Raw genomic sequence first — 22,669 nt, 5'->3', positions numbered from 1 at the left:
AGAAATTTATTAGCCCATTGCCACTTCCCACTTCCCAGGTCTGTGTCCTCACAGACCCCTGACCGGATGGCAGCGCTGGCTGACGCACAGGGGTCTGTGAGGACACAGACCTAGGAAGTGGCGACAACTAAATTAAAATCAATAAACAGTGAGCTGACAATAAAATAATTACTAATTAGTCTGGCATCTACTACTCAACGGTAGAAAAGGTCGTTGTTGATGAAGTATAATTGCTGTCGAGCAGCAGATACCAGACTAATGAGCAGTTACTTGCGCGTATCCCAGAACACCCGCTCCAGCATCGTGGTTTTTTGTTTGGCGTTCGGATTATTGCTTACTTCCGACTGTGCATAAAATAACGAATGCGGGACCTCGTCGTAAATGGCAAACGGCGTTTTTAAAGGTGTTAGTGCGGGATAACCCGTTCGGCGATAATCCGTCCAGGGTTCCATTAGCACAGCCTGGTTGGCCACGTATTTCTCGTTGATGATCTGCTCCAGCATTTGTACCTGCGTACCTTTCAGTGTACCGTTTGCGGTTACATAGGTGGTTACATCGGCCGCAGAAACACCGGCATCCGTCATAGATGCGCGTATACCCGTCTCGAAAAAGGTTTGTGCATTTCCTGGCGCTCCATACATCAACGCAGCTTCGGCCCGGATGAAATTGTACTCGGCAAACGTCAGCAAGCGAGCTGGCGAATTGCCTCCATACGTAATAGCTCCATCTTTCAGACTACCGTCGGTATTCACCAGCGATACGTTGACCGCCGAAGGAGTTCCATATAAGTATCGGTAGCTGCGCGAATAGGCTGCCGATGGATCAGGATCAAGTGCGCTGGCGCCTTTATACGTAGCTTTCGTCACATCAGCTGTATATGGGAACGGAACGAAATAGGCAGATCGGCGCGGATCGTTCTTTGAATTCATTAGATTGACGATGAACCGATTTGGGAAAAACTGGTTTTTAAACTGACCATTTTCCATGCTATAGATCGGATTCTGACGCTGCGATTCGCTTAGGAAACCCATCTGAAAATTGTCGGTGGTGCTCTCCATAAATTTCGCTCCGCTATTGATCAGGGCAGTAATTTGTGCCGTCGTAAATGCGGCATCTTTTGCTGAATAGTGCAGTAAGATTCTCAATTTCAGCGTATTGGCAAACTTGATCCATTGTGCCTGCGAAGCGGCCCAGGTCGACCCGGCATAAATCGTTGTGTTCGTATTAGGCGATACAGCCGACGTCGTTGCGCTAACATCTTTAATACCGTCATCAATTAGGCGAATCAAATCTTTATAGATCGCTTCGTCATCGTCGAATTTGGGGTAGAAATTGGCGCTGTGTTTACCCGCTTCCGTATACGGCACATCACCCCAGGCATCGACAAGAATTTGGAAAACATAGGCTTTCAGAATTTTTCCGACACCCGCGTAGTGGGGACTTCCTTCGGTGGTGGCTTGGGCTATCATCAACTCCAGATCACTCACAACCGTGGAATAAATCGTCACCCACTGGTTGTTTACGTCGGAGTTGTTGATGTTGTATCGCTCGTATTCCTTAAAGGTTGCAAAGCCGGTATTTGGCCCCTGTCCGCTGAATTGTTGGGATAATAAGCTGGCATACCGGAACAGATCACTAGCGCCCATGTAGCCAATATTTACGGTTACCGAAGGCAATAATTGCGCTACCTGAACGGATTGTATGTTGTTTGGATCAGCGTTTACATCCAGAAATTTCGTGCAGGAACTAGAACCGAAGGCAAGTCCTGTGGCGAGTATGCTTGTATAGAGTAACTTTTTCATGATGTCAATTTTTTCAGGATAGTACAGAGGGCTTAAAACGTAGCGCGTAAGCTGCCACCAATCGTGCGGGCCGTTGGCGTAATCCCAAATTCCAATCCGCGGGCATTGCTGACACCCAACAGGTTTTGTTCTGGATCAAGATCTGGATAATTCGGCGCGTAAATGAACAGGTTTCGTCCGTAAACCGACAATTGTAGATTCTTGATGAATTTCGACGGGCCAAACCAGGTAGTTGGGAATTTGTAAGACAGGTTGGCTTCGCGAAGCTTCAGGTAAGTCGCATCAAGTACGTATCCTTCCCAGGCAACGTATTTGCCTTGCAGGCTGAAATACTGCTGCGCCGTAACATTGGTTGTATTGGGTGAGCCATCTTCTTTTACCCCGTCAAAAAGGTAGGGTTTGTTAATGGTTCCGTCAGCGTTAAAGCGAGGGAATTCCGCCGTTTGGGCCGATACACCGTTAATCCGTAAATCGCCAATTGTACGCGACAACTGATCGCCTTTGTATTTGAAATCAAACAGGAAATTCAGGCTGAACCCTTTGTAATTGAAGGTGTTATTGAAACCAGCCGTGAATTTCGGGTTGGGATTACCTACAGCCTGTACGTTCGTAGTGACTTTTGGCAAACCGTTCGCCAGAATAATCATACGGCCTTGTGCATCACGCTGATACGCATTCGACCAAATCTGGCCGTATTGTTGTCCAGGCACCAATTGAATGTTCGGCGAGGTAAATCCACCAATCGAAATGTTGCTAACGCCAGGAGCCAATTCTTCAACAATCGACTGGAAGCTGGTAAAGTTAAGCGACGTTTCCCAGCTAAAATTCTCTTTTTCAATCGGTGTACCCGAAATCAGGAACTCAATCCCTTTCGTGGATAATTTACCCGCATTGGTCACGAGGCTGGTGAATCCGGAAGTCGATGGAACAGGTACCGAGAAAATCAGGTTTCGGCTGTCGCGACGATAAATCGATCCGTCAAACGTAAGTCGTCCGTTAAAAAGAGCCAGTTCAAGACCCAACTCGATCTCACGGGTAAATTCTGGCGTCAGGTTCGGATTTCCGGTTCCGTTATTATAGGTATAACCCGCCAATCCATTGAATGGAAAGCTAACGGCCGTTGACCCAAGACCGTCGCCCGCGCTGGCTTTACCATAATACGTATTGATCGCGTATGGGCTCGCTCCTTTACCAACTTCACCCATATTAGCCCGAATTTTTGCCGAGGACAGCACCTTCGTTTTCAGCATTGGAAACGCTTCCGTTGGCACGAAACTAACGGCAACCGCTGGATAGAAAATAGATTGTTTGCCCGGAGCGAGTGTTGAGGAGAAGTCATTTCTGGCTTTTGCATTGACCGATAACCAGCTTTTATAATCCAGGACAATATCGCCGAAGAAACCGTATAAACGCTGTTTCGTAACGCCCGATGTCGGGTTAAAGGTCAGGAAGTTTTTAACGTTGTCGAAACCGGCAATCACAATTCCTGTACCAATGTCCTGCAAAAAACTGCTGTAGTTCGAAACGATCTCATTCCCAACCGTAGCCATCAACTGAATATCGTTATTGATTTTCCGATTGGCGGTCAGCGTAAAATAAGAGTTTAGGTTTCGCGTAATATCGGTACGATCCAGTACCCCACCGGCCCCTGCTGACGATGTGTTGGCATTGCTTCGTACGCCTTTGTCATCAAAGCCTTTGGTAACGAACGTAAACATATCCGTCCCAATCTTTAAATCGGCCTGTAACCAGCTCAGAACGTCGTATTTCAGGTTGATATTCCCGAAAAGCCGATCCGTTTCCTGATGGTTTTTGATGTGTTCGATGGACCAATACGGTTGATCTTCAGCCGCAAACCAAAGCTGACCTCCAACTGCATCCTGATACGGCGAATTAGTCAGATCATAACTCCGTGGTGCATAAATTCCACGCCAGAGTGGGTTAGAACCCTGATTTCCCGACTGTGTCCGATCGGAGATTGTATTCGTGTAGGTAAACGAAGTTCCTATTCTGAATTTATCGGTCAGTTGCGTACTCGCATTGACTGTCAAGTTGTTACGGTTCAGCTTATTGTTTGGTACCAGCGCAGTTTCAATCGAGTTACCGTACGACACCCGATAATCGAATTTATCCGTAGCGCCCGAGAAACCGATGCTATTTTGCGACGAAATCGAATTCTGAAGAATGTCGCGGATATTATCTGGGTACGCTTGTAACTGCTCCTGTTTACCAAACCAGTTCGTCACTGTCTGCCCCTGAATGAGCGGCCCCCACGATCCGGCTACGTTGTTGGCATAGTTACCATTGCTGCCCTGCGCGTATTGATTTTGAAATTCAGGGAATCGGCTAATCGTCCCAACAGCAGTATTGGTCGAAAACGTGACTTGTCGACTGGTACTTTTCTTCCCTTTTTTGGTGGTAATCAGAATAGCGCCGGAAGCCGCCCGAGAACCGTACAGTACGGTTGCTGCAGCGCCTTTCAGGATATTTACGTTTTCAATGTCCTGTGGGTTGATGTCAGAAATACGGCTGGAGTTGACAACACCAGTATTCACGGAATTGCCACCGCCTGAGTTATCGAGCGGAATCCCATCCACCACGTAAAGTGGCTGGTTGCTACCCGTAAAGGTTGAAAATCCACGAATCGTTACGTTCGACCCGGCGAAACCACCGCCCGCACCGGTAACCTGTACCCCAGCCACTTTACCAGCCAGAGAGTTCGTGATTTCGGTCGTAGGCGCTTTAGTGATTTGCTCGGCTTTTACTTCGCTCAGGCCGTAACCCAGCGTTTTCCGGTCACGAGCAATACCAAAGGAGGTCACGACGATTTCGCTCAACTGCTGGGCATCCGATTCAAGCGCAATCTCTAATTTCTGACGGCCATTGAGCTTGATTTCCTGGGCAATGTATCCGATGTAGCTGACAACCAGCGTAGCATCTTCCGGTACTTTAATTCGAAAAGTTCCTTTCGAATCAGTGATGGTACCCACGTTTGCGCTTCCTTTTAATATGACCGATGCACCCGGTAGTGGAGTCCCGTCATCTTTAAACGTAACGGTTCCTGTAACGTCTACGTCAATAATCGCCGAGCTCGGTGAAGCTGCGTAAGTTAAGCATTGGGTTGTTACCAGAAAGCAGACTAGCAACAGAGAATTACATAATGCAGTTAAACGTTGTTTCATAGTGTAAGCTTTGCTTTAGTGGATTATGTACGCTGATTGAATAAAGAGGCAATTACTATCACTAATTATATACTTAAATTCTGATACTGGAAATAGATTGGTGTAGTTCCGTCACGGCTCGTTCGTGTAATACCCAGTTGCTTCGTATCAGTTGATCGCAATTTATTCGTGGGTGAGGATAGTTTGAAGAGAACAAGTAGGTAAGTCTTATTATACTTCTCCTACCCTGTCAATTAGTAAAATAAGCGAAAAGAATAGATAGGTTTAGGAGGCCAAAACCGGATAATAAGTGAATGATTAATATTTATTTAGAAACGGACAATTTTTGTCAAAAACAGAATTAATAATTGAAATCTCTCTCAAACCGGGAATATAATCTCCCGTATTTAATCAATTGCCATGATTTTATTTGGCTCCAAAACGAAACTCAACAGCACAATAAACTATCTCAATATAATACAGATTCCTTTTTCATTAGGTCTTGGCTATGCCACAGCTAGCTATTACCCAACTCATTTGGCTAAGTTGCGCATGGCGAGCAAACCCAGCACAGGACCCGGAATGAGGATATAAAATAACCAGCCTGAGATACCCATTTGTAAAACCAGCCAGGCCATTAACTGGATAGACAGAACGGTTATCAAAAAGCCAAAGCAGGTAACAAGTGTTAACAGACTACCCCTATTGTCGATCTCCGTACGACTGGCGACCAGCGTTGAAAACTGCGGAGAATCACCAGCGACAGATACCCCCCAAATCAGCAGAAAAATGCCAAACAGAACTGGAGGAGCAGATAGAGCTAGTGGTGTCAACAGAATACAAAGACCCGATATAAGTAATAGCGAACGGGCTACACGTGCGCTACCTGCTTGCAAGGCCCAAAAACCTCCGCCAATACATCCCAGAGCTCCTGCAGCAATTGCCCCAAACGACCAGATTGATGTATTTAAAGTAGTGTCTGGGTGAAGCAGTTCGTAGTAACCGATCAAGGCAGGTAAAAATGCCCAAAGTGTATAGAGCTCCCACATATGGCCAAAGTACCCTAACATGGCGGGTCGAAAAGCAGACGGCTTCGCCAACGAGATCAAAACCTGAAATCGGAAAAAGCTACCTCGTTGTTGTGGGGGCGTTGCAGGGACAAATAAGAACAACAGTATACCACCAGTAATCGCTAATAAACTGACCGACAGCAACAGCGTCCGATAAGGCAAACTGGTTCCTAATCCCCGAATTAAATGCGGGAAAGCGGTTCCGAGTACTAAAGCACCAACCAGAAATCCCATTGCTTTGCCTAAAACAGGCTTAAACTGATCAGCGGCAATCTTCATGCCGACGGGGTAGACGCCCGCCAGAAAGAAACCTGTTAGAAAGCGACTGGCCAGCACTGTTCCCGCATTAATAGGCAGCACTAACCAAAGCAGATTAACAGCAGCCGCCAGCACGACCGATACCAGAAATACGTGCGTCGCCCGGAAACGGTCGGCGATACCCAATAAGGCATAGAGTAAGGTACCCGTAATAAAACCAATTTGTACGGCAGAGGTAATCCAGCTTGTAAACTCGATTGTTTTGAGCAACCGCTGTATTTCCGGAAGAATGGCATTACCAGCAAACCAGAGGGATGTACCCGCAAATTGGGCAAATACAACAATCAGTAATTGACGATTGCTTGGTGAGGAAGAGGTCATCCCCAAAGATAGATATTCAAGTGAATCGTGTCTTCATTATCAATTCGTGAATTATTCAGGAAAAAAGCAACTACATCTACGGGCACCGAGTTATCAAAAAGAAGCCTTCATACATTGCTACAAACTCGCTGCTTATCCACGATGTAGGTGAATGGTCTTGGAAAAGTGGATAATAGTTTTCAGGTTTCATGTGCTAGATCATTGTACATAAAACGTGAAACTGCAAACTTGAAACAAATTTGTGAATCATGACAAAAGCCATTTTTATCGCTTCAGTAGAACCGTATACGGGCAAGTCGCTACTAGCGCTTGGACTGGTCAATAATCTGCTGGGGAAAACGCAGAAAGTTGGGTATTTCAAACCCATCATTACGCAGCAACTACCTGGTCGAAAAGAAATTCACATCGAAGCCATTCTGGATTATTTTGCCCTGCCGATCAGTTACGACGATACGTATGCGTTCACAAGGCAGGAAGCCCTGCAACACATGGAGTCGGAAGGAAGGGGCGAGATGATCAATACGATTATCAGCAAATATAAAAAGCTCGAAGAAAGCTGTGACTTCACACTCATTGAGGGAAGCGATTTTCTAGGCGAAGGCACGGCGTTTGAGTTTGAGTTGAATGTGGCTATTGCCAAAAATCTGGGCGCACCTGTTCTCATTGTCATTACAGGCGAAGGAAAATCGACTGCGCAGATTGTTAGCACGGCTAATAGCGCACTTCAGGGATTCGAGAGCCGTGAAGTTCAGGTATTAGGACTCGTTGCCAACCGGGTCAAGCCTGAGCAGGTAGACGATGTACGGGAATTATTACAGATGCAATTACCTACCGATGTAATGCTTACGGTGATTCCCTGGGAAAAGCAACTACAAAGCCCGACTATGAAAGAAATCCGGGATGCGCTGGATGCGAAGGTATTGATCGGTGAAAGTCTGCTCACGAATCAGGTCGATAATTTCGTGACAGGAGCCATGATGCTGCCGAACTTCCTGAATTACATTAAAGAAAATGTCCTGATCGTAACCCCCGGCGACCGGGGCGATATTATTATCGGCGCCATACAAGCCAATCTTTCGTCTAATTACCCCAAAGTAGCTGGCATTGTCTTAACAGCCGGAACTGAACCCGATGAGCCAATCACTCGATTGATTTCAGGCCTCCAGGCAGTTATTCCGATTCTGAGTGTTCAACAAGGTACGTTTGGAACGACTACAGCTATTGGTAATATTCACTCCCGCATCACGGCCGATAATCGAAAAAAAATCGAACTGGCTATCAATGTCTTTGAAAGCTATGTAGACACGAAAGTGCTGGACGAAAAAATCATTACGTTCCAGTCGGAAGGGGTTACGCCACACATGTTTCAGTATCAACTCGTTAAAGCGGCTAAAAGTCAGAAAAAACATATTGTACTGCCCGAAGGGAACGACGACCGGATTCTGAAAGCCGCTGTCCGATTGGTTGCTCAAAATATTGTAAACCTGACCATCCTGGGCGATGAAGCCGAAATTTCGGTTTCCTTAAAGCGATTAGGCTTAACGCTCGATCCAAGTGCCATAACCATTGTCAATCCGGCCACGTCAGAGAACTATGATGCCTATGCCGAAACGCTCTACGAACTGCGAAAAACCAAAAATGTAAACCTGGACATGGCGCGGGATATGATGCTCGATGTCTCGTACTTTGGTACGATGATGGTTTACAAAGGCCATGCCGATGGTATGGTTTCCGGTGCAGTACATACTACGCAACATACCATCCGGCCAGCACTCCAGTTCATCAAAACCAAACCCGGCGTTTCGCTGGTATCGTCCGTATTTTTCATGTGCCTGCCCGAGCGCGTATCCGTCTTCGGCGACTGCGCAGTTAACCCAAATCCAACGGCTTCTCAATTGGCTGAAATTGCCATTTCATCCGCCGAAAGCAGTGCTCGATTCGGTATTGAGCCGCGTATTGCTATGCTTTCTTACTCATCAGGAACATCGGGCGAAGGGGAAGATGTAGAAAAAGTCCGGCAGGCAACAGCCATCGTCCGGGAAAAACGGCCGGATTTAAAAATTGAAGGCCCTATTCAATACGATGCTGCCGTAGACCCGTTAGTAGGTCATCAGAAATTGCCGGATTCGGAAGTAGCAGGCCGGGCCAGCGTATTGATTTTTCCAGATTTGAATACGGGCAATAATACATACAAAGCCGTGCAGCGGGAAACAGGTGCCTTGGCAATTGGCCCAATGTTGCAGGGACTTAATAAGCCAATCAATGATTTAAGCCGAGGCTGTACAGTTGATGACATATTTAATACAGTCGTTATCACAGCCATTCAATGCCAGGACGCCAACTAATTGACTCTTTTACCAGATGTATATTCTTGTCATTAACGCCGGTAGCAGTTCATTAAAATACCAGCTATTTGATATGCCTTCCGAGAAGCCTCTTGTCACCGGGTTGATCGAACGGATCGGTAGCGATCATTCATCCATCCGACATAAAGTATTGACCCAGGAACCAGCGACAATCATTGAGCGCGAAGAACCTATTTCTAATCATACTGTTGGTTTTCAGCGATTAGTCGCGCTATTGTCGGACCCCGAAATTGGTGTTATTAATACCGTTGAAGAGATTATAGCTCTTGGTCATCGGGTTGTACATGGAGGTGAACAATTCACAACGGCAACGCGGATCACCGAGAAAATCAAAGAGAAAATCCGCTCTTATTTTCCGTTAGCTCCGCTGCATACCATCAATTATGATTGCATCGAGATTGCCGAGAAAACCTTTCCCAAGGCTGAGCAGATCGCGGTATTTGATACGGCCTTTCATCACACCCTTCCTGATTACGCATTTCGCTATGCCATTCCGGAAGATTTATACCGGGAAGAAGGTATTCGAGTGTATGGATTTCATGGTACCAGTCATAAATATGTAAGCGAAAAAGCAATAGCCTGGCTGGAAAACCCAGATGCCAAACTCATCAGTATTCACCTGGGTAACGGATGCAGCATGGCTGCTATTCAGAACGGCAAATCGATCGATACGAGCATGGGATTTAGCCCATTAGCCGGTTTAGTTATGGGAACGCGTTCGGGCGATATTGATCCGTCGGTCATATTCCATTTGATTCGAAACGGCTACAGTCCCGATGATGTGAATAACCTGCTCAACAAAAAATCGGGAATGGTTGGCTTCACCGGATTCAGCGATATGCGCGATATTCGGAAACAACTGGATGACGGAGATGCAGCAGCCGCACTGGCTTATGAAATCTATGCGTACAGAGTTAAAAAGTACATTGGTGCGTATGCAGCTGTCTTGAATGGACTGGATGCAATACTTTTCACAGCAGGTGTAGGTGAAAATGACAGCGGTATGCGCGAGAAAATTTGCCAGAATCTGGACTTTCTAAATATTCACCTCGACCCGGCTAAAAACAACGCTTCGTCCAGCGGCATTCGAGCCATTAGCCCCGACGATTCACCAGTCAAAGTGTTAGTGGTGCCGACCAATGAGGAACTTGAAATTGCCAATCAGAGCTATGCGTTGTTGAATTACCCTCACCCCTAGCCCCTCTCCCAAAACGGGAGAGGTAAATCGTATCAAAGTGGCTCCCCTCTCCCGTTTTGGGAGAGGGGTTGGGGGTGAGGGTAATTTCGATCACAACGATTTCCGCACGATCAAGTGAAACGGGTTTTCGATGTGCTCGACACTTCCATTCAAAATAAGTTGAGCAGCAGTTCGGCCCATCCGTGCAAAATCGGTTGACATCACAGTGATACCATCCAGCAAGATTTCCTTGATAGACGTATCATTATACGATAGAATACCCACTTCCTGACCAACTGTATAGGACGTTTTCTTAATCTTCTTAATCAATTCAACTAAGTCTTCCTCCATCAAATTAATGTAGGCCTGACTGGGCTCAATTACTTCATCCTCAATATTCTGGATAACTTTTGTCTGAAAGCCGTGTTCGTAGCAGAACTTATAATAACCATTCAGAATAGCCTTTGGATGATAGGTATAGGATGGAAAAAGAATACTAAGTGTAGAGTACTTTTTTAATAACGATAATGCTTCGGTCAGTGCCTGGTAGAGGTCTTTTTCAAAGTTCTGAAATACTGCCGCGTAACTTCCGGTTACCCCTTCCAGAAACTTGTCTAGAACTACTAGTTTGTGCTTAGGTAATCGGTTGATCAGTTCATCGGCCTTTTCATCGCCATCGAAAAAATGACCAATAATGACGTAATGCGTATGATTATGCGCCTGACGCCGAATTAAATCCCGAAAGAGCCGGAAATCATTGTTATAAATAAATAAATCGATGGCTACATCCGGCCCCAGCGTCTCGACAAACGAGTCGTAGATAATCTTTTTGTGTGTGCTTAGTTTGTTGAACAAAAGAAAAATCTTCAGATTCTTCCCCGTTGGTGTATAGTTGATGTAAAACCCTTTCCCTTTAACGGCGCCAATAATTTCTTTCTCCTTTAGAAGCTCATAAGCGCGTTCAACAGTCCCTTTCGACACATCAAATTCCGCCACAATCTCATGGATTGATGGGAGTTTATTGCCCGGTAAAATATCCCGACTCTCGATTCCTTCTACCACCGAATTATAAATCTGCTGGTATTTAGGCGTATTCGAATAATCGTCGATTTTAATATGGGAGAGCATTTTAAGAAGCTGGTTTACTAATTAACCACATTTTAAACAAAAGTGCCTGAACGCCGACAATAGGATTCGTTAATCTGCAACTCTTTTCATAAAGCGTATGGGATAGTAGATATATTGAAATTAAATAAAAAAACGATCAAATAATCTTAAATATAGGTAAGTGTAGGTAAGTTGTCCAGTACATAGTATTAATATTTGGTTAACGGATTGGCTTTTTACAATCCACCTTTTATCCTAACTCTTCCATAAATGCTATGAAAAAACTTTATCAGCTAGCCACGCTAGGGCTGGTGGCGGGTTGTATAACCAGCTATGCTCAGCAACCGAGAATCAATCTGCAAGCTGCGAACAGGCAACCACTAGCCCGTTACATTCCCCAGCGCGAGAACACGATCGTAAATACTATTCTCGCCGATATTAATGTATCGGGCCGGGTAACGGATGATAAAGGCGTTACACTTCCTGGTGTAAGTGTCGTTATCAAAGGCTCAACCCAAGGTACAAATACGGATAGCAATGGCTCGTTTAAAATAACGGTTCCGAATGGCAATACAGTCCTGGTTTTTAGTTTCGTAGGCTACATAAAACAGGAGATAAACGTCGGTAATCAAACCAACCTGAACGTCAGCTTGCTACCCGATGATCAGACGCTGAATGAAGTGGTTGTGGTAGGGTATGGTTCGCAACGGAAGCAGGATATTACGTCAGCCGTGTCGGTTATCAACATGCGCGACATTGGCGAACAACCCGCTAACAACCCAAACCAGATTCTACAGGGACGGGCACCGGGTGTGGTGGTAAAACAGAAAAGTGGTACACCGGGTGGTGTGTTTGAGGTTCGCGTCCGGGGTATTGGCTCGTTAGGAGCTGGTAGCAACCCACTCTATGTGGTCGACGGTTTTGTGGTCGGCACGTCGGTCGGACAGAATTTGAATCCCAATGATATTGAGAACGTTACCGTCCTGAAAGATGCCGCTTCAACGGCTATTTATGGAGCGCGCGGTTCAAACGGAGTTGTGCTGATAACCACCCGACAGGCCAAAGAAGGCAAGGTAAATATCAATCTATCTCTCGATTATGGGGTACAAAGTGTACCGAAGTCTCGCCGGGTGACCATGTTAAACGGGGTTGAATTCGCTCAGTTCAAGAAAGACATTTTCATGGATCAGATTCGGATACTTCAGGGTCGCGAACCCCTGGAATCTGAAGTACCGATTGGCTACCGTTTTCCGGAGCAGACCAAGTACTCGACCGATTGGTTCGATCTGATCATGAATAAAAATGCCCCTTATTCTGACCTGAATTTATCCGTTTCGTCCGGTACTGGGCCGCTCAAAGCGATGCTGTCAGTTGGGTATTACAAGGAAAATGGGACTATCAAAAAAACAGACTATGATCGGATCTCTGTTCGCTCCAATTTGGGTGGGCAGGTCAATAAGTTCATCAACGTCGGCCTGAATATTAACGGAACCTATACCCGACAGAATCTGGCGAACACAGACGGACGAAGTGCGCTGGTTGGAGGAGCCTTACTGATGGACCCGCGGGCAACACCCTATAATGCAGATGGTTCGCTTATTCCCTACATCAATGGTGTCGATGGCGTATTTGGTTTCCCGAATCCATTGTATGTACTGGAGAATGTCTACAGAAGACGAAATATTTCGGACTTATTGACCAATGCTTTCGTCGAAGTGTCGTTCCTGAGAAATTTTAAATTTAGAACCTCGGCCAACGTAAAACTGAATAACAATACCTATAAAGAATACGTACCATCAACCATTGGACTATCAGTAGCCTCCGGTACGGCTGGTGCCCCCCCTCGAATTGCAACGGAAACCGACAACACGGAAGAGTTGACCAACTACTCGCTGGATCAGTTACTAACCTATAAACCTCAATTAGGCACGAATCACAGCCTGGATGTATTAGTAGGATATACGGCCCAGCAGGAAAAAGTGCGGGGCTTTACGGGTACAGGGAATACGTTTCCTGATGATCTGGTACCGTTCCTCGGATCGGCTTCTATTCGCTCCTCAACGTCTTACGAGTACGGCTGGTCGCTGTTAGCGTTCATTAGCCGGATAAATTATTCTTATAAAGACAAGTACCTTTTTTCTGCCTCGTTCCGACGAGAAGGTAGTTCGCGATTCGGCGCCAACAATAAGTACGGTGACTTCCCGGCGGCTTCTGTCGGCTGGCGGATTACCGAAGAATCGTTTATGCCCAAAACGTCCTGGTTAACCGATTTAAAACTTCGGGCAAGCTATGGCGTAACGGGTAATAATGATTTCCAGACCATCGGTAACTATCCTAGTCTGGCTTTTGTAAGCGCCAATAACTACATATTAGGTAATGCCTTTTCTGCCGGTAAAGTGGTAAGCGCGTTCGCGAACCCAAACTTGAAATGGGAAAAATCAAACCAGCTCGATATTGGTCTTGATCTGGGCCTTCTCAATAACAAGCTGGTATTCAACATCGAGTATTACAACAAAATAACCAACGACATGCTGTTGCCAGTTTCGATTCCATCGGTTTCGGGCTTTACAACGGCGTTGGATAATATCGGTAAAGTGAAAAACGAAGGCGTAGAAATCGGTGGGGAATACCGTACCAGTTTCGGGAAATTCAACTTCAGGACGAATGCTAATATCAGCTTCAACCGCAACAAAATCCTGGCGATCAAAGGCGCGAACGACGCTCTGTATTACGGAAGTTTCTACGGCGGCTACAATGTGCAGAAAGTTGGTCGTCCGGTAGGGATGATTTACGGCTACAAAAAACTCGGCATTTTCAATACACAGGCCGAAATCGATGCAGCTCCTAAGCAGGATGGTGTTATTCCGGGCGGTATGAAGTTTCTGGATGCTAACGGCGACGGGGTGATCTCCTACGATACCCAAGACATGATCGAAATTGGCAACCCGAATCCGACCTTTACCTGGGCCTGGACATTCGCCGGGGATTACAAAAACTTCGATTTCAATGTCATGTTCCTCGGTACACAAGGCTTCGACATCTACCGGAACATCGAAGCCTCTACGATGAACATGGACGGTGTGTTCAACGTGCTGGATAAGGCAAAAGATCGCTGGCGGTCGGCCACGAATCAGGGCACGAATCCAACCGATGTTCATGCACAGGGCGGCACCAGCTATTTCAAATGGTCGCGGGAAAGCAGTGATCGGTATGTCTACGATGGTAGTTACACCTGGTTAAAGACGGTCACGATCGGATACACATTTCCTAAATTCAAATCTGTGTTAAGCAATGCCCGTATTTTCCTGACTGGCAACAACTTATTCATCTTCACTAAATACCCAGGCAACAACCCAGATGCGGGTGTACGGAGCACGACCGAGCCGAATAATGACGATGAATCATATCCGGTTCCAAGAACGGTAGCGGCAGGGATCAATCTTAACTTCTAATCGGCACAGACAATGAAAAAAATAACGATTTTATGTACCCTTTTTCTTTGCCTGACTCAAGTTGCCTGCAAAGATGATTTTCTGGTTTCGACCGACCCAACGCGGATTGGCACTGACCTGTTTTATAAAACCGAAGTCCAGTTTCAGCAAGCGCTGAGCGGTGTGTATGGATCTTTACAGACGATTACGAACGCGGCTTATATTTTCCAGGAATTTCCATCAGACAATACAACGCTCGACTTCAACCCACTCGACCGTGGGGGAGCGGCTGGCTGGGAAGCGTTTGAATTCTCAACCGTCAATCAGGGAAATGGCGAGATTGCCAACGTATGGAATCTGTATTATTCGGCTCTCTACAATGACAACTATACACTGGAAAAACTGGCGGCTAGCACACTCGATGCTGCCGTCAAAGCGCCAATCGAGGGGCAATTAAAGTTCCTGCGTGCCTACATGTATTTCCATCTGGTTCAATATTTCGGCGATGTGGTACTCGTTACCTCGACGCTGCAAAACCCGAATCAGGCGTTTGATTTAGTCCGCTCTCCCCAAGCCGATGTCTGGAAACAGATTGAAAAAGATCTAACCGAAGCCGCAGCGGCACTACCCGCAACCTATCCGGCGGCTCAGCTGGGCCGGGTTACGAAAGGAGCAGCATTGGGCTTATTGGGAAAAGTTTACCTGACCCAGAAAAAATACGCCGATGCCGTTACGACGCTGAAGCAGATGACAGGCTATTCACTGAATCCACTTTATGCCGATAACTTTAATCCAGCGAAGAAAAATGGGCCAGAATCCATTTTCGAAATCCAGTATCAGGGTGGAAACGACCTCGGCGAGTGGAGCACCTTTGCCTATACGTTTGCGCCAAGGCTATCGGCAGGTGCCGTAACGGGCTTTGCCAACACAACTCCTGGCGGACGGAACATCCCAACCAACGACATCATTGCCGCTTATGAAACCGGCGATTTGCGGAAAGATGTTTCATTAAAAACCAGTTATACGCTCAATGGCACAGTGGTTAACATTCCTTATGTTATTAAATTTACGTATCCGCATACCATTACCGGACGTACGGATAATAACTGGCCTGTGTTGAGGTATGCCGACGTATTACTGATGATGGCCGAAGCAATCAATGAGACATCTGGCCCAACGGCCGAAGCGCTGGGTTATCTGAATCAGATTCGCAAACGTGCTGGCCTGGCCGATTTAGCCATAACCGACAAAGCTGCTTTTAAAACGGCGGTTTTGAAAGAACGACGGGTTGAACTGGCATTTGAAAATCACCGCTGGTTTGATTTGAAACGAACCATGACACCTGCCGAGTTAGCCACCTTTATGAATGCCCATGGCGCAAAGGAAAAAGCAAAACCAACGGTCGATCGGGGCGGAATCGCATTTAATGCGCTCGACTACGTTTACAGCGATTACGAGTACTTTTTCCCGATTCCAGCCCCCCAAATTCTGATCAATAATAAACTAACACAGAACGCAGGATACCAGTAAAATGAATAAATAATTCATAATCAGGCACCTTTCAGCACGAATCAGCGTTCTAAAACACGGATTCGTGCTGAAAATTCATTAGAAAGTAATACGTATATTGATAACAAATTCTTTTCAATTCGTAGTGACAATCGTAGCAGAATCATTTTGGCTTTGGCAGTTTTTAGGGCGTTTACACCCTCTCTTTGTCCACTTCCCAGTCGGTTTACTTTGCATCGCTTTATTGCTGGAAGGGTACGACTGGTACCGTAAATCAACTCAATTTAGAGCGGGCGTGACCGCTATGCTCTGGATTGGCACCATCAGCGCCGTACTCGCCGTTATTCTCGGCCTGATTCTCAAAAATGGGGAAGATTACGAAGGTAGTACCGTTACAATTCACCAGTGGTCAGGCATAGCCACGATGGCGCTGGCAATCCTTACGGTACTAGCATTACGTTCCAATCGTATCTCGCTCTATCGAAGCCTGCTTATCATCACGGTGCTTGGCGTTACCCTGGCGGGACACTATGGTGCTTTGCTAACCCACGGCGAAGACTACCTGACAAGTGTATTACCTGGTAATAAATCGAAAGCGCCAGTTGGCAGTGAAACGAATTTTGCCTTTGCCAGCGTCAGTCCTAATCAACCGCTTACGGAGAAACAAATTCAGGATTTGAACCTGGAAGTGCGGTCGATTCTGGCGCACAATTGCTATAGCTGCCATAGTGCTTCCAAAACCAAAGGCGAACTGCGACTGGATAAGAAAGAGTTCGTGATGAAAGGCGGTGAACATGGCGAAATTCTGAAACCGGGTCATCCGGAAGATAGCGAAATGATCCGTCGCATCATGCTGCCTGCCGACGATAAGGAAGCGATGCCAACAAAAGGGAAACGACTCACCGAAAAAGAAGTCGCCTTACTTTCGTTCTGGATAAAATCTGGCGCTCCCTGGCCCGATGGCCCCGAAAAGAGCCTCTATCGAGTAGCGGCTCTGGAACCAAGACTACCCGTTTTACCCCCCGCAACAGCCGAACTGACTAATCCCGTTGACCGACTTGTTAACGCCTATTTTCAGAAGAATAAGATCAACTGGAAAGCCGTCGTCGACGATCGAACCTACATTCGTCGGGTGTATCTGGACATTATTGGCCTGTTGCCAACTCCACAACAAATTGAAACCTTTACGGCTGACCAGAATCCAACTAAGCGAGAAACGCTGGTCAAAAGCCTGTTAGCTCGCGACAACGATTACGCTCAACACTGGCTTACGTTCTGGAACGATGCCCTACGGAATGATTATTCAGGAACGGGTTATATTACCGGCGGTCGATACGACATTACGAAGTGGCTGTATGGGTCGTTGAAAAAGAACAAACCCTACAATTGGTTTGTCCGCGAGCTGATTAGCCCTACGAAAGAATCGGAAGGATTTATTAAAGGCATCAAATGGCGCGGCACGATTAACTCCAGCCAGCGAACCGAAATGCAGGCGGCTCAGAACGTTGCCCAGGTCATGCTCGGCCTGAACCTGAAATGTGCCTCCTGCCACGACAGTTTTATTAGCGACTGGAAGCTTGATGAAGCTTACGCCTTCGCCAATGTTTTTTCGGATAGTACGCTGGAAATCAATCGTTGCGATAAACCAACGGGAAAAATGGCTGGTCGACGGATTCTGTATAAAGAACTCGGTCAAATCAGTGTCGATGCGCCTACCGAAAAACGCCTTCGCGAACTGGCTGATTTTCTGGTCCAGCCGAAAGATGGTCGGTTATATCGTACGTTGGTCAACCGGATTTGGGCGCAGATGATGGGTCGTGGTATTGTCGAACCTGTCGATGCAATGGATAACGAGCCCTGGAGTCAAGATTTGCTAGACTGGCTGGCCTATGATTTCGTGCAGAACGGCTACGATATCAAGAAGTTGATTTATACCATCGCTACCTCCAAAACGTATCAGCTTCCTTCTGAAGGAATTAAAGATGCGGGTTTAATTACTGCCCCAACCTACGTTTTCAAAGGCATGGTTCGTCGACGACTGACGGCGGAGCAATTTGCCGATGCGGTGAGTCTGGCGTTTAATCCGATTTATCAGGATACGTCGCTGGTGAAAATGCTCCCCCCTACGATTCAAAAGGAGATTCCGTTCTCGCGAGCATCGCTCGTAAAAAACGATCCGTTCTTGACTGCTTTAGGTCGCCCGAATCGCGAAACGGTCAGCACTAGTCGGACTTCGCAAGCGAATTTGTTACAGGCACTGGAATTGACGAACGGCGCCAAGTTTAATCAGGCGTTGAAGTACGGTGCCGAAATCTGGAAGTCAAAATATCCGTCGTCGGATGTATTAGTGAAAGAATTGTATCGAAAATCGTTAGGGCGCGATCCGCAACCGAAGGAGTTGGCAGTGGCCGAGAAAATAGTGGGTAAAACACCAAGTGTAGAAGGAATTCAGGACTTAGTTTGGGCAATGGCGCTTCACCCTGAATTTCAATTGATTTATTAGAAAAACATCGTAACGCTATGAATACCAAATGGAATCGGCGGGAATTCCTCCAGAAGACCAGTGCAGCCACGTTAGCCGCTTTGGCCGCTGGTGCGCCAATGCCTAGTCTACTATCAAGCTGTACTGGCAAGTCGGGCCAGCGTGGTACTGCCGACACCGTCATTCTGCTCTGGATGGCGGGTGGTATGGCCCACACCGAAACCTTTGACCCCAAGCGATATACGCCTTTCGAGAAAGACATGGAAGGAAATCGGGTGCTCAGTACGTTCAAATCCATGCCAACCAAGCTTGATGGCATCCATTTTTCGGAAGGGCTTCAATCTATTGGTAACGTACTGGATCGTGGTACACTAATCCGTTCCTACGTAGCAGCCGACATGGGCCATATTTTGCACTCGCGCCATCAATATCATTGGCATACGTGCTATGAACCACCTCAAACCGTTGCGGCTCCGCATCTCGGTTCGTGGATTGCGAAGGAATTAGGTCCAAAAAATCCGGTAATTCCCGCGTTCATTGATATTGGCCAGCGATTTACGGTTGGCGAAGCGGAAGAATTGAAAGCCTTCCACACGGCTGGTTTTTTAGGCAATGAATTCGGCCCATTCTTCATTCCTGACCCGAGTCAAGGATTAGAAAGCGTTCGTCCACCCGTTGGAATGGATGCCCGTCGATTCGAGCGTCGAAATCAGTTGTATAATGAACTGATTAGTAACAGCCCAGTCGGTGAATTTGGGAGTGATTACCAGAAAGAATCCCTCCGCCGATCAATGGAGCAAGCGTACCGGCTTCTGAATTCGCCCGAAGCGAAAGCGTTTGACCTAAGCACCGAGCCTAAACATATTTACGAACGCTACAATACTGGACGTTTCGGCTTGGGTTGTCTACTCGCCCGCCGATTAACGGAGCAGGGCGCTAGGTTTATTAGTGTAACGACTGAATATGAACCCTTTAAAGGCTGGGATACGCACGAAAATGGGCATACGCGGTTGGCCGACATGAAGTGTCAGATTGACGGTCCAATAGCGCAGTTGGTTTTGGATTTAGAAAAATCCGGTCATTTAGATCGCACCATGATTATTCTGGCTAGTGAGTTTAGCCGGGATATGATGGTCGAAGGTCGACCCGACCAAAAAGTGCAGGAGCAGGTGAAACAACCCGATATTCTATCGGATCTGAAGTTTTACGGTATGCACCGTCACTTTACGGACGGCTGTTCAGTATTGATGTTTGGTGGTGGTATTAAAAAAGGATTTGTCTACGGCAAAACCGCCGACGAGCGTCCCTGTAAAACCATTGAAAATCCGATACGTATCGACGGTATTCACCAGACCATCTACCATGCGCTGGGTATCGCTCCTGACACACAGTATGAAGTCGAGAAACGGCCCTTTTACACTACACCCGATGGGAAAGGCAAAGCCGTAATGGATTTATTAGCGTAACAGAATCAATGATTAATACGACTGTTGGCCTTTCTAAAAGAACAAGCGTTTTGGCTAATACAGTTGAAACCGATTACTAATTCGATGAGACAGCTATCGTATTTTCTACTCGCTACCGTTTTTGGTGCGGCTTGCTTCATACAGGCCTGTACAAATTCGTCGGCGAATCAGGCTGATAACGAAGAGCTTCCTGATAAGATTAGCTACAACTTCGATATACGGCCTATTTTATCCGACAAATGCTCCGCCTGCCACGGCCCCGACGCCAATAAACGGGAGGCCGGTCTACGGCTTGATGACCCCGAAAGCGCGTTCAAAGCCTTGAAAGAACATCCCGGAGCCCACGCATTAGTCGCCGGAAAACCAGAACTTTCAGAAGTGTTTCTACGGATTTCAACGGAGGATACGTCGATGCTGATGCCGCCGGTTAACTCAGGGTTGAAATTGAACGAACGCGAAATCAAGCTGATTGAAAAGTGGATTAAGCAGGGGGCAAAGTATGAAAAGCACTGGGCCTTCGTAGCACCTAAAAAGTCTGAACTACCCGAAGTTGATCATGAAGATTGGCCGAAAAACGAGATCGATTATTTCATCCTTCAAAAGCAGGAACAGAAAGGCTTAGCGCCGAACGAAGAAGCCGATAAAGAACGACTGCTAAAACGGTTGAGTCTGGACCTGACGGGCCTGCCGCCGAGCATGACGCTCATGGAGCAGTTTATGGCTGATAAAAGTGATAATGCCTACGAAAAAGTTGTCGACCAACTGCTCAAGAATCCGGCTTATGGCGAAAAGATGGCCGTTCACTGGCTCGATCTGGCCCGCTACGCCGATTCGCATGGGTACCAAGATGATGGCTACCGAACCCAATGGCCCTGGCGAGATTGGGTGATTCATGCCTTCAACAAAAACATGCATTACAACGATTTCGTGACCTGGCAGTTGGCGGGCGATTTCCTGAAAAGTCCAAATGGCTGGGGAGGACCAGGAACGGCCTCGAAAGAGCAACTGCTGGCAACGGGTTTCAACCGAAATCACAAAATCACGGAGGAAGGCGGGGTTATCCCAGAAGAATACCGAATCGGCTACGTAACAGACCGAACCGATTTATTTGGTAAAGGTCTACTAGGCGTTACGATGGAATGTGCACATTGCCACGACCATAAATACGATCCCTTCTCGCAGAAAGAATATTACCGACTCTTCGCTTTTTTCAATAATGTAAAAGAAGTCGGTATGGAGTCAGTAATTGGTGGTCCTGATACGTATGCCAAAAAGCCATTAATGGAAATCTGCGACGAAGACGTGAAGAGTCTCCTCTCATTCGTGAATAAGCTGGATACAAACAAGTTAATTGTTTCAGTAATGACCGATCTGGACACGACCCGGAAGACGTTTCTACTGAAGCGGGGTGCCTACGACGCTCCCGGCGATGAAGTACAGCCCGGTACTCCCAATGCCATTCTACCCTTCAACGCAAGTTATCCGAAGAACCGATTGGGTTTAACCAAATGGTTATTCGACCCCAAAAATCCGCTGACGGCTCGCGTTTATGTGAATCAACTCTGGCAGGAGTTTTTTGGAAAAGGGCTCGTAAAAACAGCAGGCGACTTCGGTATGCAAGGCGAACTACCGTCGCATCCTGAATTGCTGGATTGGCTAGCCGTCGATTTTATGGCTCACAATTGGGACATTAAGCGGTTGGTGAAGCAAATGGTTACGTCGGCTACCTATCGTCAGTCAGCGGTTATTAGTCCCGAAAAATTGCAGGCCGATCCTGATAATAAATACCTCGCCCGTGGGCCACGCTACCGCATCGACGCCGAATTCGTACGGGATTTAGTCCTGAGTAGCAGTGGCTTGCTGAACCGACAAATCGGTGGCCCAAGCGTGAAACCATATCAGCCTCCCGGTTTATGGGAAGGTGCTACATCAGGCAGGGGATTGCTATCGATGTATGTACAAGACCACGGCTCGAAATTATATCGGCGTGGTATGTACACACTTATCAAACGAACTGTACCTCCCCCATCGATGGCGATTTTCGATGCCAGTAACCGCGATTTATGTGAGGTTAGGCGGTTGAAAACGAATACCCCTCTCCAGGCGCTGATTATGCTTAACGACCCCACTGTACTGGAAGCATCGCGGGTGCTGGCAGCTGATTTGTTACAGGAAAAATCCAGTATTGACGATAAAATTGGTAAGGCTTTCCGGCTGATTGTGAGTCGAAAACCAAAGGAAAAAGAAGTATCGCTTTTAACGACGTACTACGAAAAAGAGCTAAAAAAACTAGACAAATCGCATGCTGAAAAAGCGTTGGCAGTTGGCGAATATCCCATTCCAAAACAAGTGGATAAGATTCAACTGGCGGCTCTGATGCGAATTGTCTCGACTATTTATAATCTGGAAGAAACCATCACAAAGTCCTGAAACACCCCTAAATCCCCTGAAGGGAACTT

Annotated in this window: 11 protein-coding genes; 7 read left to right on the top strand and 4 right to left on the bottom strand. The window is 46.8% G+C overall.

Features of this window, described 5'->3' with window-relative positions; genetic code table 11:
• Nucleotides 1–266 precede the first annotated feature (266 nt).
• The 3 genes from ACYVE4_RS02610 to ACYVE4_RS02600 form a co-directional block, all read right to left on the bottom strand.
• Nucleotides 267–1,802, bottom strand: coding sequence for a SusD/RagB family nutrient-binding outer membrane lipoprotein (locus ACYVE4_RS02610; RefSeq protein WP_460995349.1), 1,536 nt, complete (start codon nucleotides 1,800–1,802; stop codon nucleotides 267–269).
• 32 nt (nucleotides 1,803–1,834) lie between these two features.
• On the bottom strand, nucleotides 1,835–4,984 hold the full coding sequence (locus ACYVE4_RS02605; RefSeq protein WP_460995348.1) for a SusC/RagA family TonB-linked outer membrane protein: 3,150 nt from the start codon (nucleotides 4,982–4,984) through the stop codon (nucleotides 1,835–1,837).
• Nucleotides 4,985–5,496: 512 nt separating this feature from the next.
• Complete coding sequence (locus ACYVE4_RS02600; RefSeq protein ID WP_460995347.1) at nucleotides 5,497–6,672, bottom strand: MFS transporter; 1,176 nt, start codon at nucleotides 6,670–6,672, stop codon at nucleotides 5,497–5,499.
• A 248-nt stretch (nucleotides 6,673–6,920) separates the two neighbouring features.
• Between ACYVE4_RS02600 and pta the strand changes: the two genes are divergently transcribed.
• Nucleotides 6,921–9,017: a phosphate acetyltransferase gene (gene pta / locus ACYVE4_RS02595; protein ID WP_460995346.1), complete on the top strand. Its 2,097-nt coding sequence runs from the start codon at nucleotides 6,921–6,923 to the stop codon at nucleotides 9,015–9,017.
• 16 nt (nucleotides 9,018–9,033) lie between these two features.
• A complete protein-coding gene (locus tag ACYVE4_RS02590; protein WP_460995345.1) occupies nucleotides 9,034–10,236 on the top strand; it encodes an acetate/propionate family kinase in 1,203 nt (400 codons plus the stop codon).
• Between the two features lie 90 nt (nucleotides 10,237–10,326).
• Here ACYVE4_RS02590 and ACYVE4_RS02585 read toward each other — a convergent pair whose 3' ends face one another.
• A complete protein-coding gene (locus tag ACYVE4_RS02585; RefSeq protein ID WP_460995344.1) occupies nucleotides 10,327–11,343 on the bottom strand; it encodes a GntR family transcriptional regulator in 1,017 nt (338 codons plus the stop codon).
• A gap of 254 nt (nucleotides 11,344–11,597) precedes the next feature.
• Between ACYVE4_RS02585 and ACYVE4_RS02580 the strand changes: the two genes are divergently transcribed.
• The 5 genes from ACYVE4_RS02580 (at nucleotide 11,598) to ACYVE4_RS02560 (ending at nucleotide 22,640) form a co-directional block, all read left to right on the top strand.
• On the top strand, nucleotides 11,598–14,774 hold the full coding sequence (locus ACYVE4_RS02580; RefSeq protein WP_460995343.1) for a SusC/RagA family TonB-linked outer membrane protein: 3,177 nt from the start codon (nucleotides 11,598–11,600) through the stop codon (nucleotides 14,772–14,774).
• Nucleotides 14,775–14,786: 12 nt separating this feature from the next.
• Nucleotides 14,787–16,283 carry a RagB/SusD family nutrient uptake outer membrane protein gene (locus tag ACYVE4_RS02575; RefSeq protein WP_460995342.1) on the top strand — a complete coding sequence of 499 codons (1,497 nt, stop codon included), beginning with the start codon at nucleotides 14,787–14,789 and terminating at the stop codon, nucleotides 16,281–16,283.
• A gap of 124 nt (nucleotides 16,284–16,407) precedes the next feature.
• Complete coding sequence (locus ACYVE4_RS02570; protein ID WP_460995341.1) at nucleotides 16,408–18,765, top strand: DUF1549 domain-containing protein; 2,358 nt, start codon at nucleotides 16,408–16,410, stop codon at nucleotides 18,763–18,765.
• Between the two features lie 17 nt (nucleotides 18,766–18,782).
• Nucleotides 18,783–20,210 carry a DUF1501 domain-containing protein gene (locus ACYVE4_RS02565; protein ID WP_460995340.1) on the top strand — a complete coding sequence of 476 codons (1,428 nt, stop codon included), beginning with the start codon at nucleotides 18,783–18,785 and terminating at the stop codon, nucleotides 20,208–20,210.
• Nucleotides 20,211–20,294: 84 nt separating this feature from the next.
• Complete coding sequence (locus ACYVE4_RS02560) at nucleotides 20,295–22,640, top strand: PSD1 and planctomycete cytochrome C domain-containing protein (RefSeq protein ID WP_460995339.1); 2,346 nt, start codon at nucleotides 20,295–20,297, stop codon at nucleotides 22,638–22,640.
• The last annotated feature ends 29 nt before the right edge of the window (nucleotides 22,641–22,669 follow it).

The sequence above is a fragment of the Spirosoma harenae genome (genome assembly GCF_054776975.1).
Note: the sequence above shows the minus strand (reverse complement) of the source record. Positions and strands in the feature narration are given on the sequence as shown.

What these genes read in the sequence shown, in the direction of transcription:
- ACYVE4_RS02600 (WP_460995347.1), bottom strand. Translation starts at nt 6,672, where the DNA reads ATGACCTCTTCCTCACCAAGCAATCGTCAATTACTGATTGTTGTATTT.
- ACYVE4_RS02590 (WP_460995345.1), top strand. Translation starts at nt 9,034, where the DNA reads ATGTATATTCTTGTCATTAACGCCGGTAGCAGTTCATTAAAATACCAG.
- ACYVE4_RS02580 (WP_460995343.1), top strand. Translation starts at nt 11,598, where the DNA reads ATGAAAAAACTTTATCAGCTAGCCACGCTAGGGCTGGTGGCGGGTTGT.
- ACYVE4_RS02605 (WP_460995348.1), bottom strand. Translation starts at nt 4,984, where the DNA reads ATGAAACAACGTTTAACTGCATTATGTAATTCTCTGTTGCTAGTCTGC.
- ACYVE4_RS02585 (WP_460995344.1), bottom strand. Translation starts at nt 11,343, where the DNA reads ATGCTCTCCCATATTAAAATCGACGATTATTCGAATACGCCTAAATAC.
- ACYVE4_RS02575 (WP_460995342.1), top strand. Translation starts at nt 14,787, where the DNA reads ATGAAAAAAATAACGATTTTATGTACCCTTTTTCTTTGCCTGACTCAA.
- ACYVE4_RS02610 (WP_460995349.1), bottom strand. Translation starts at nt 1,802, where the DNA reads ATGAAAAAGTTACTCTATACAAGCATACTCGCCACAGGACTTGCCTTC.
- ACYVE4_RS02560 (WP_460995339.1), top strand. Translation starts at nt 20,295, where the DNA reads ATGAGACAGCTATCGTATTTTCTACTCGCTACCGTTTTTGGTGCGGCT.
- ACYVE4_RS02565 (WP_460995340.1), top strand. Translation starts at nt 18,783, where the DNA reads ATGAATACCAAATGGAATCGGCGGGAATTCCTCCAGAAGACCAGTGCA.
- pta (WP_460995346.1), top strand. Translation starts at nt 6,921, where the DNA reads ATGACAAAAGCCATTTTTATCGCTTCAGTAGAACCGTATACGGGCAAG.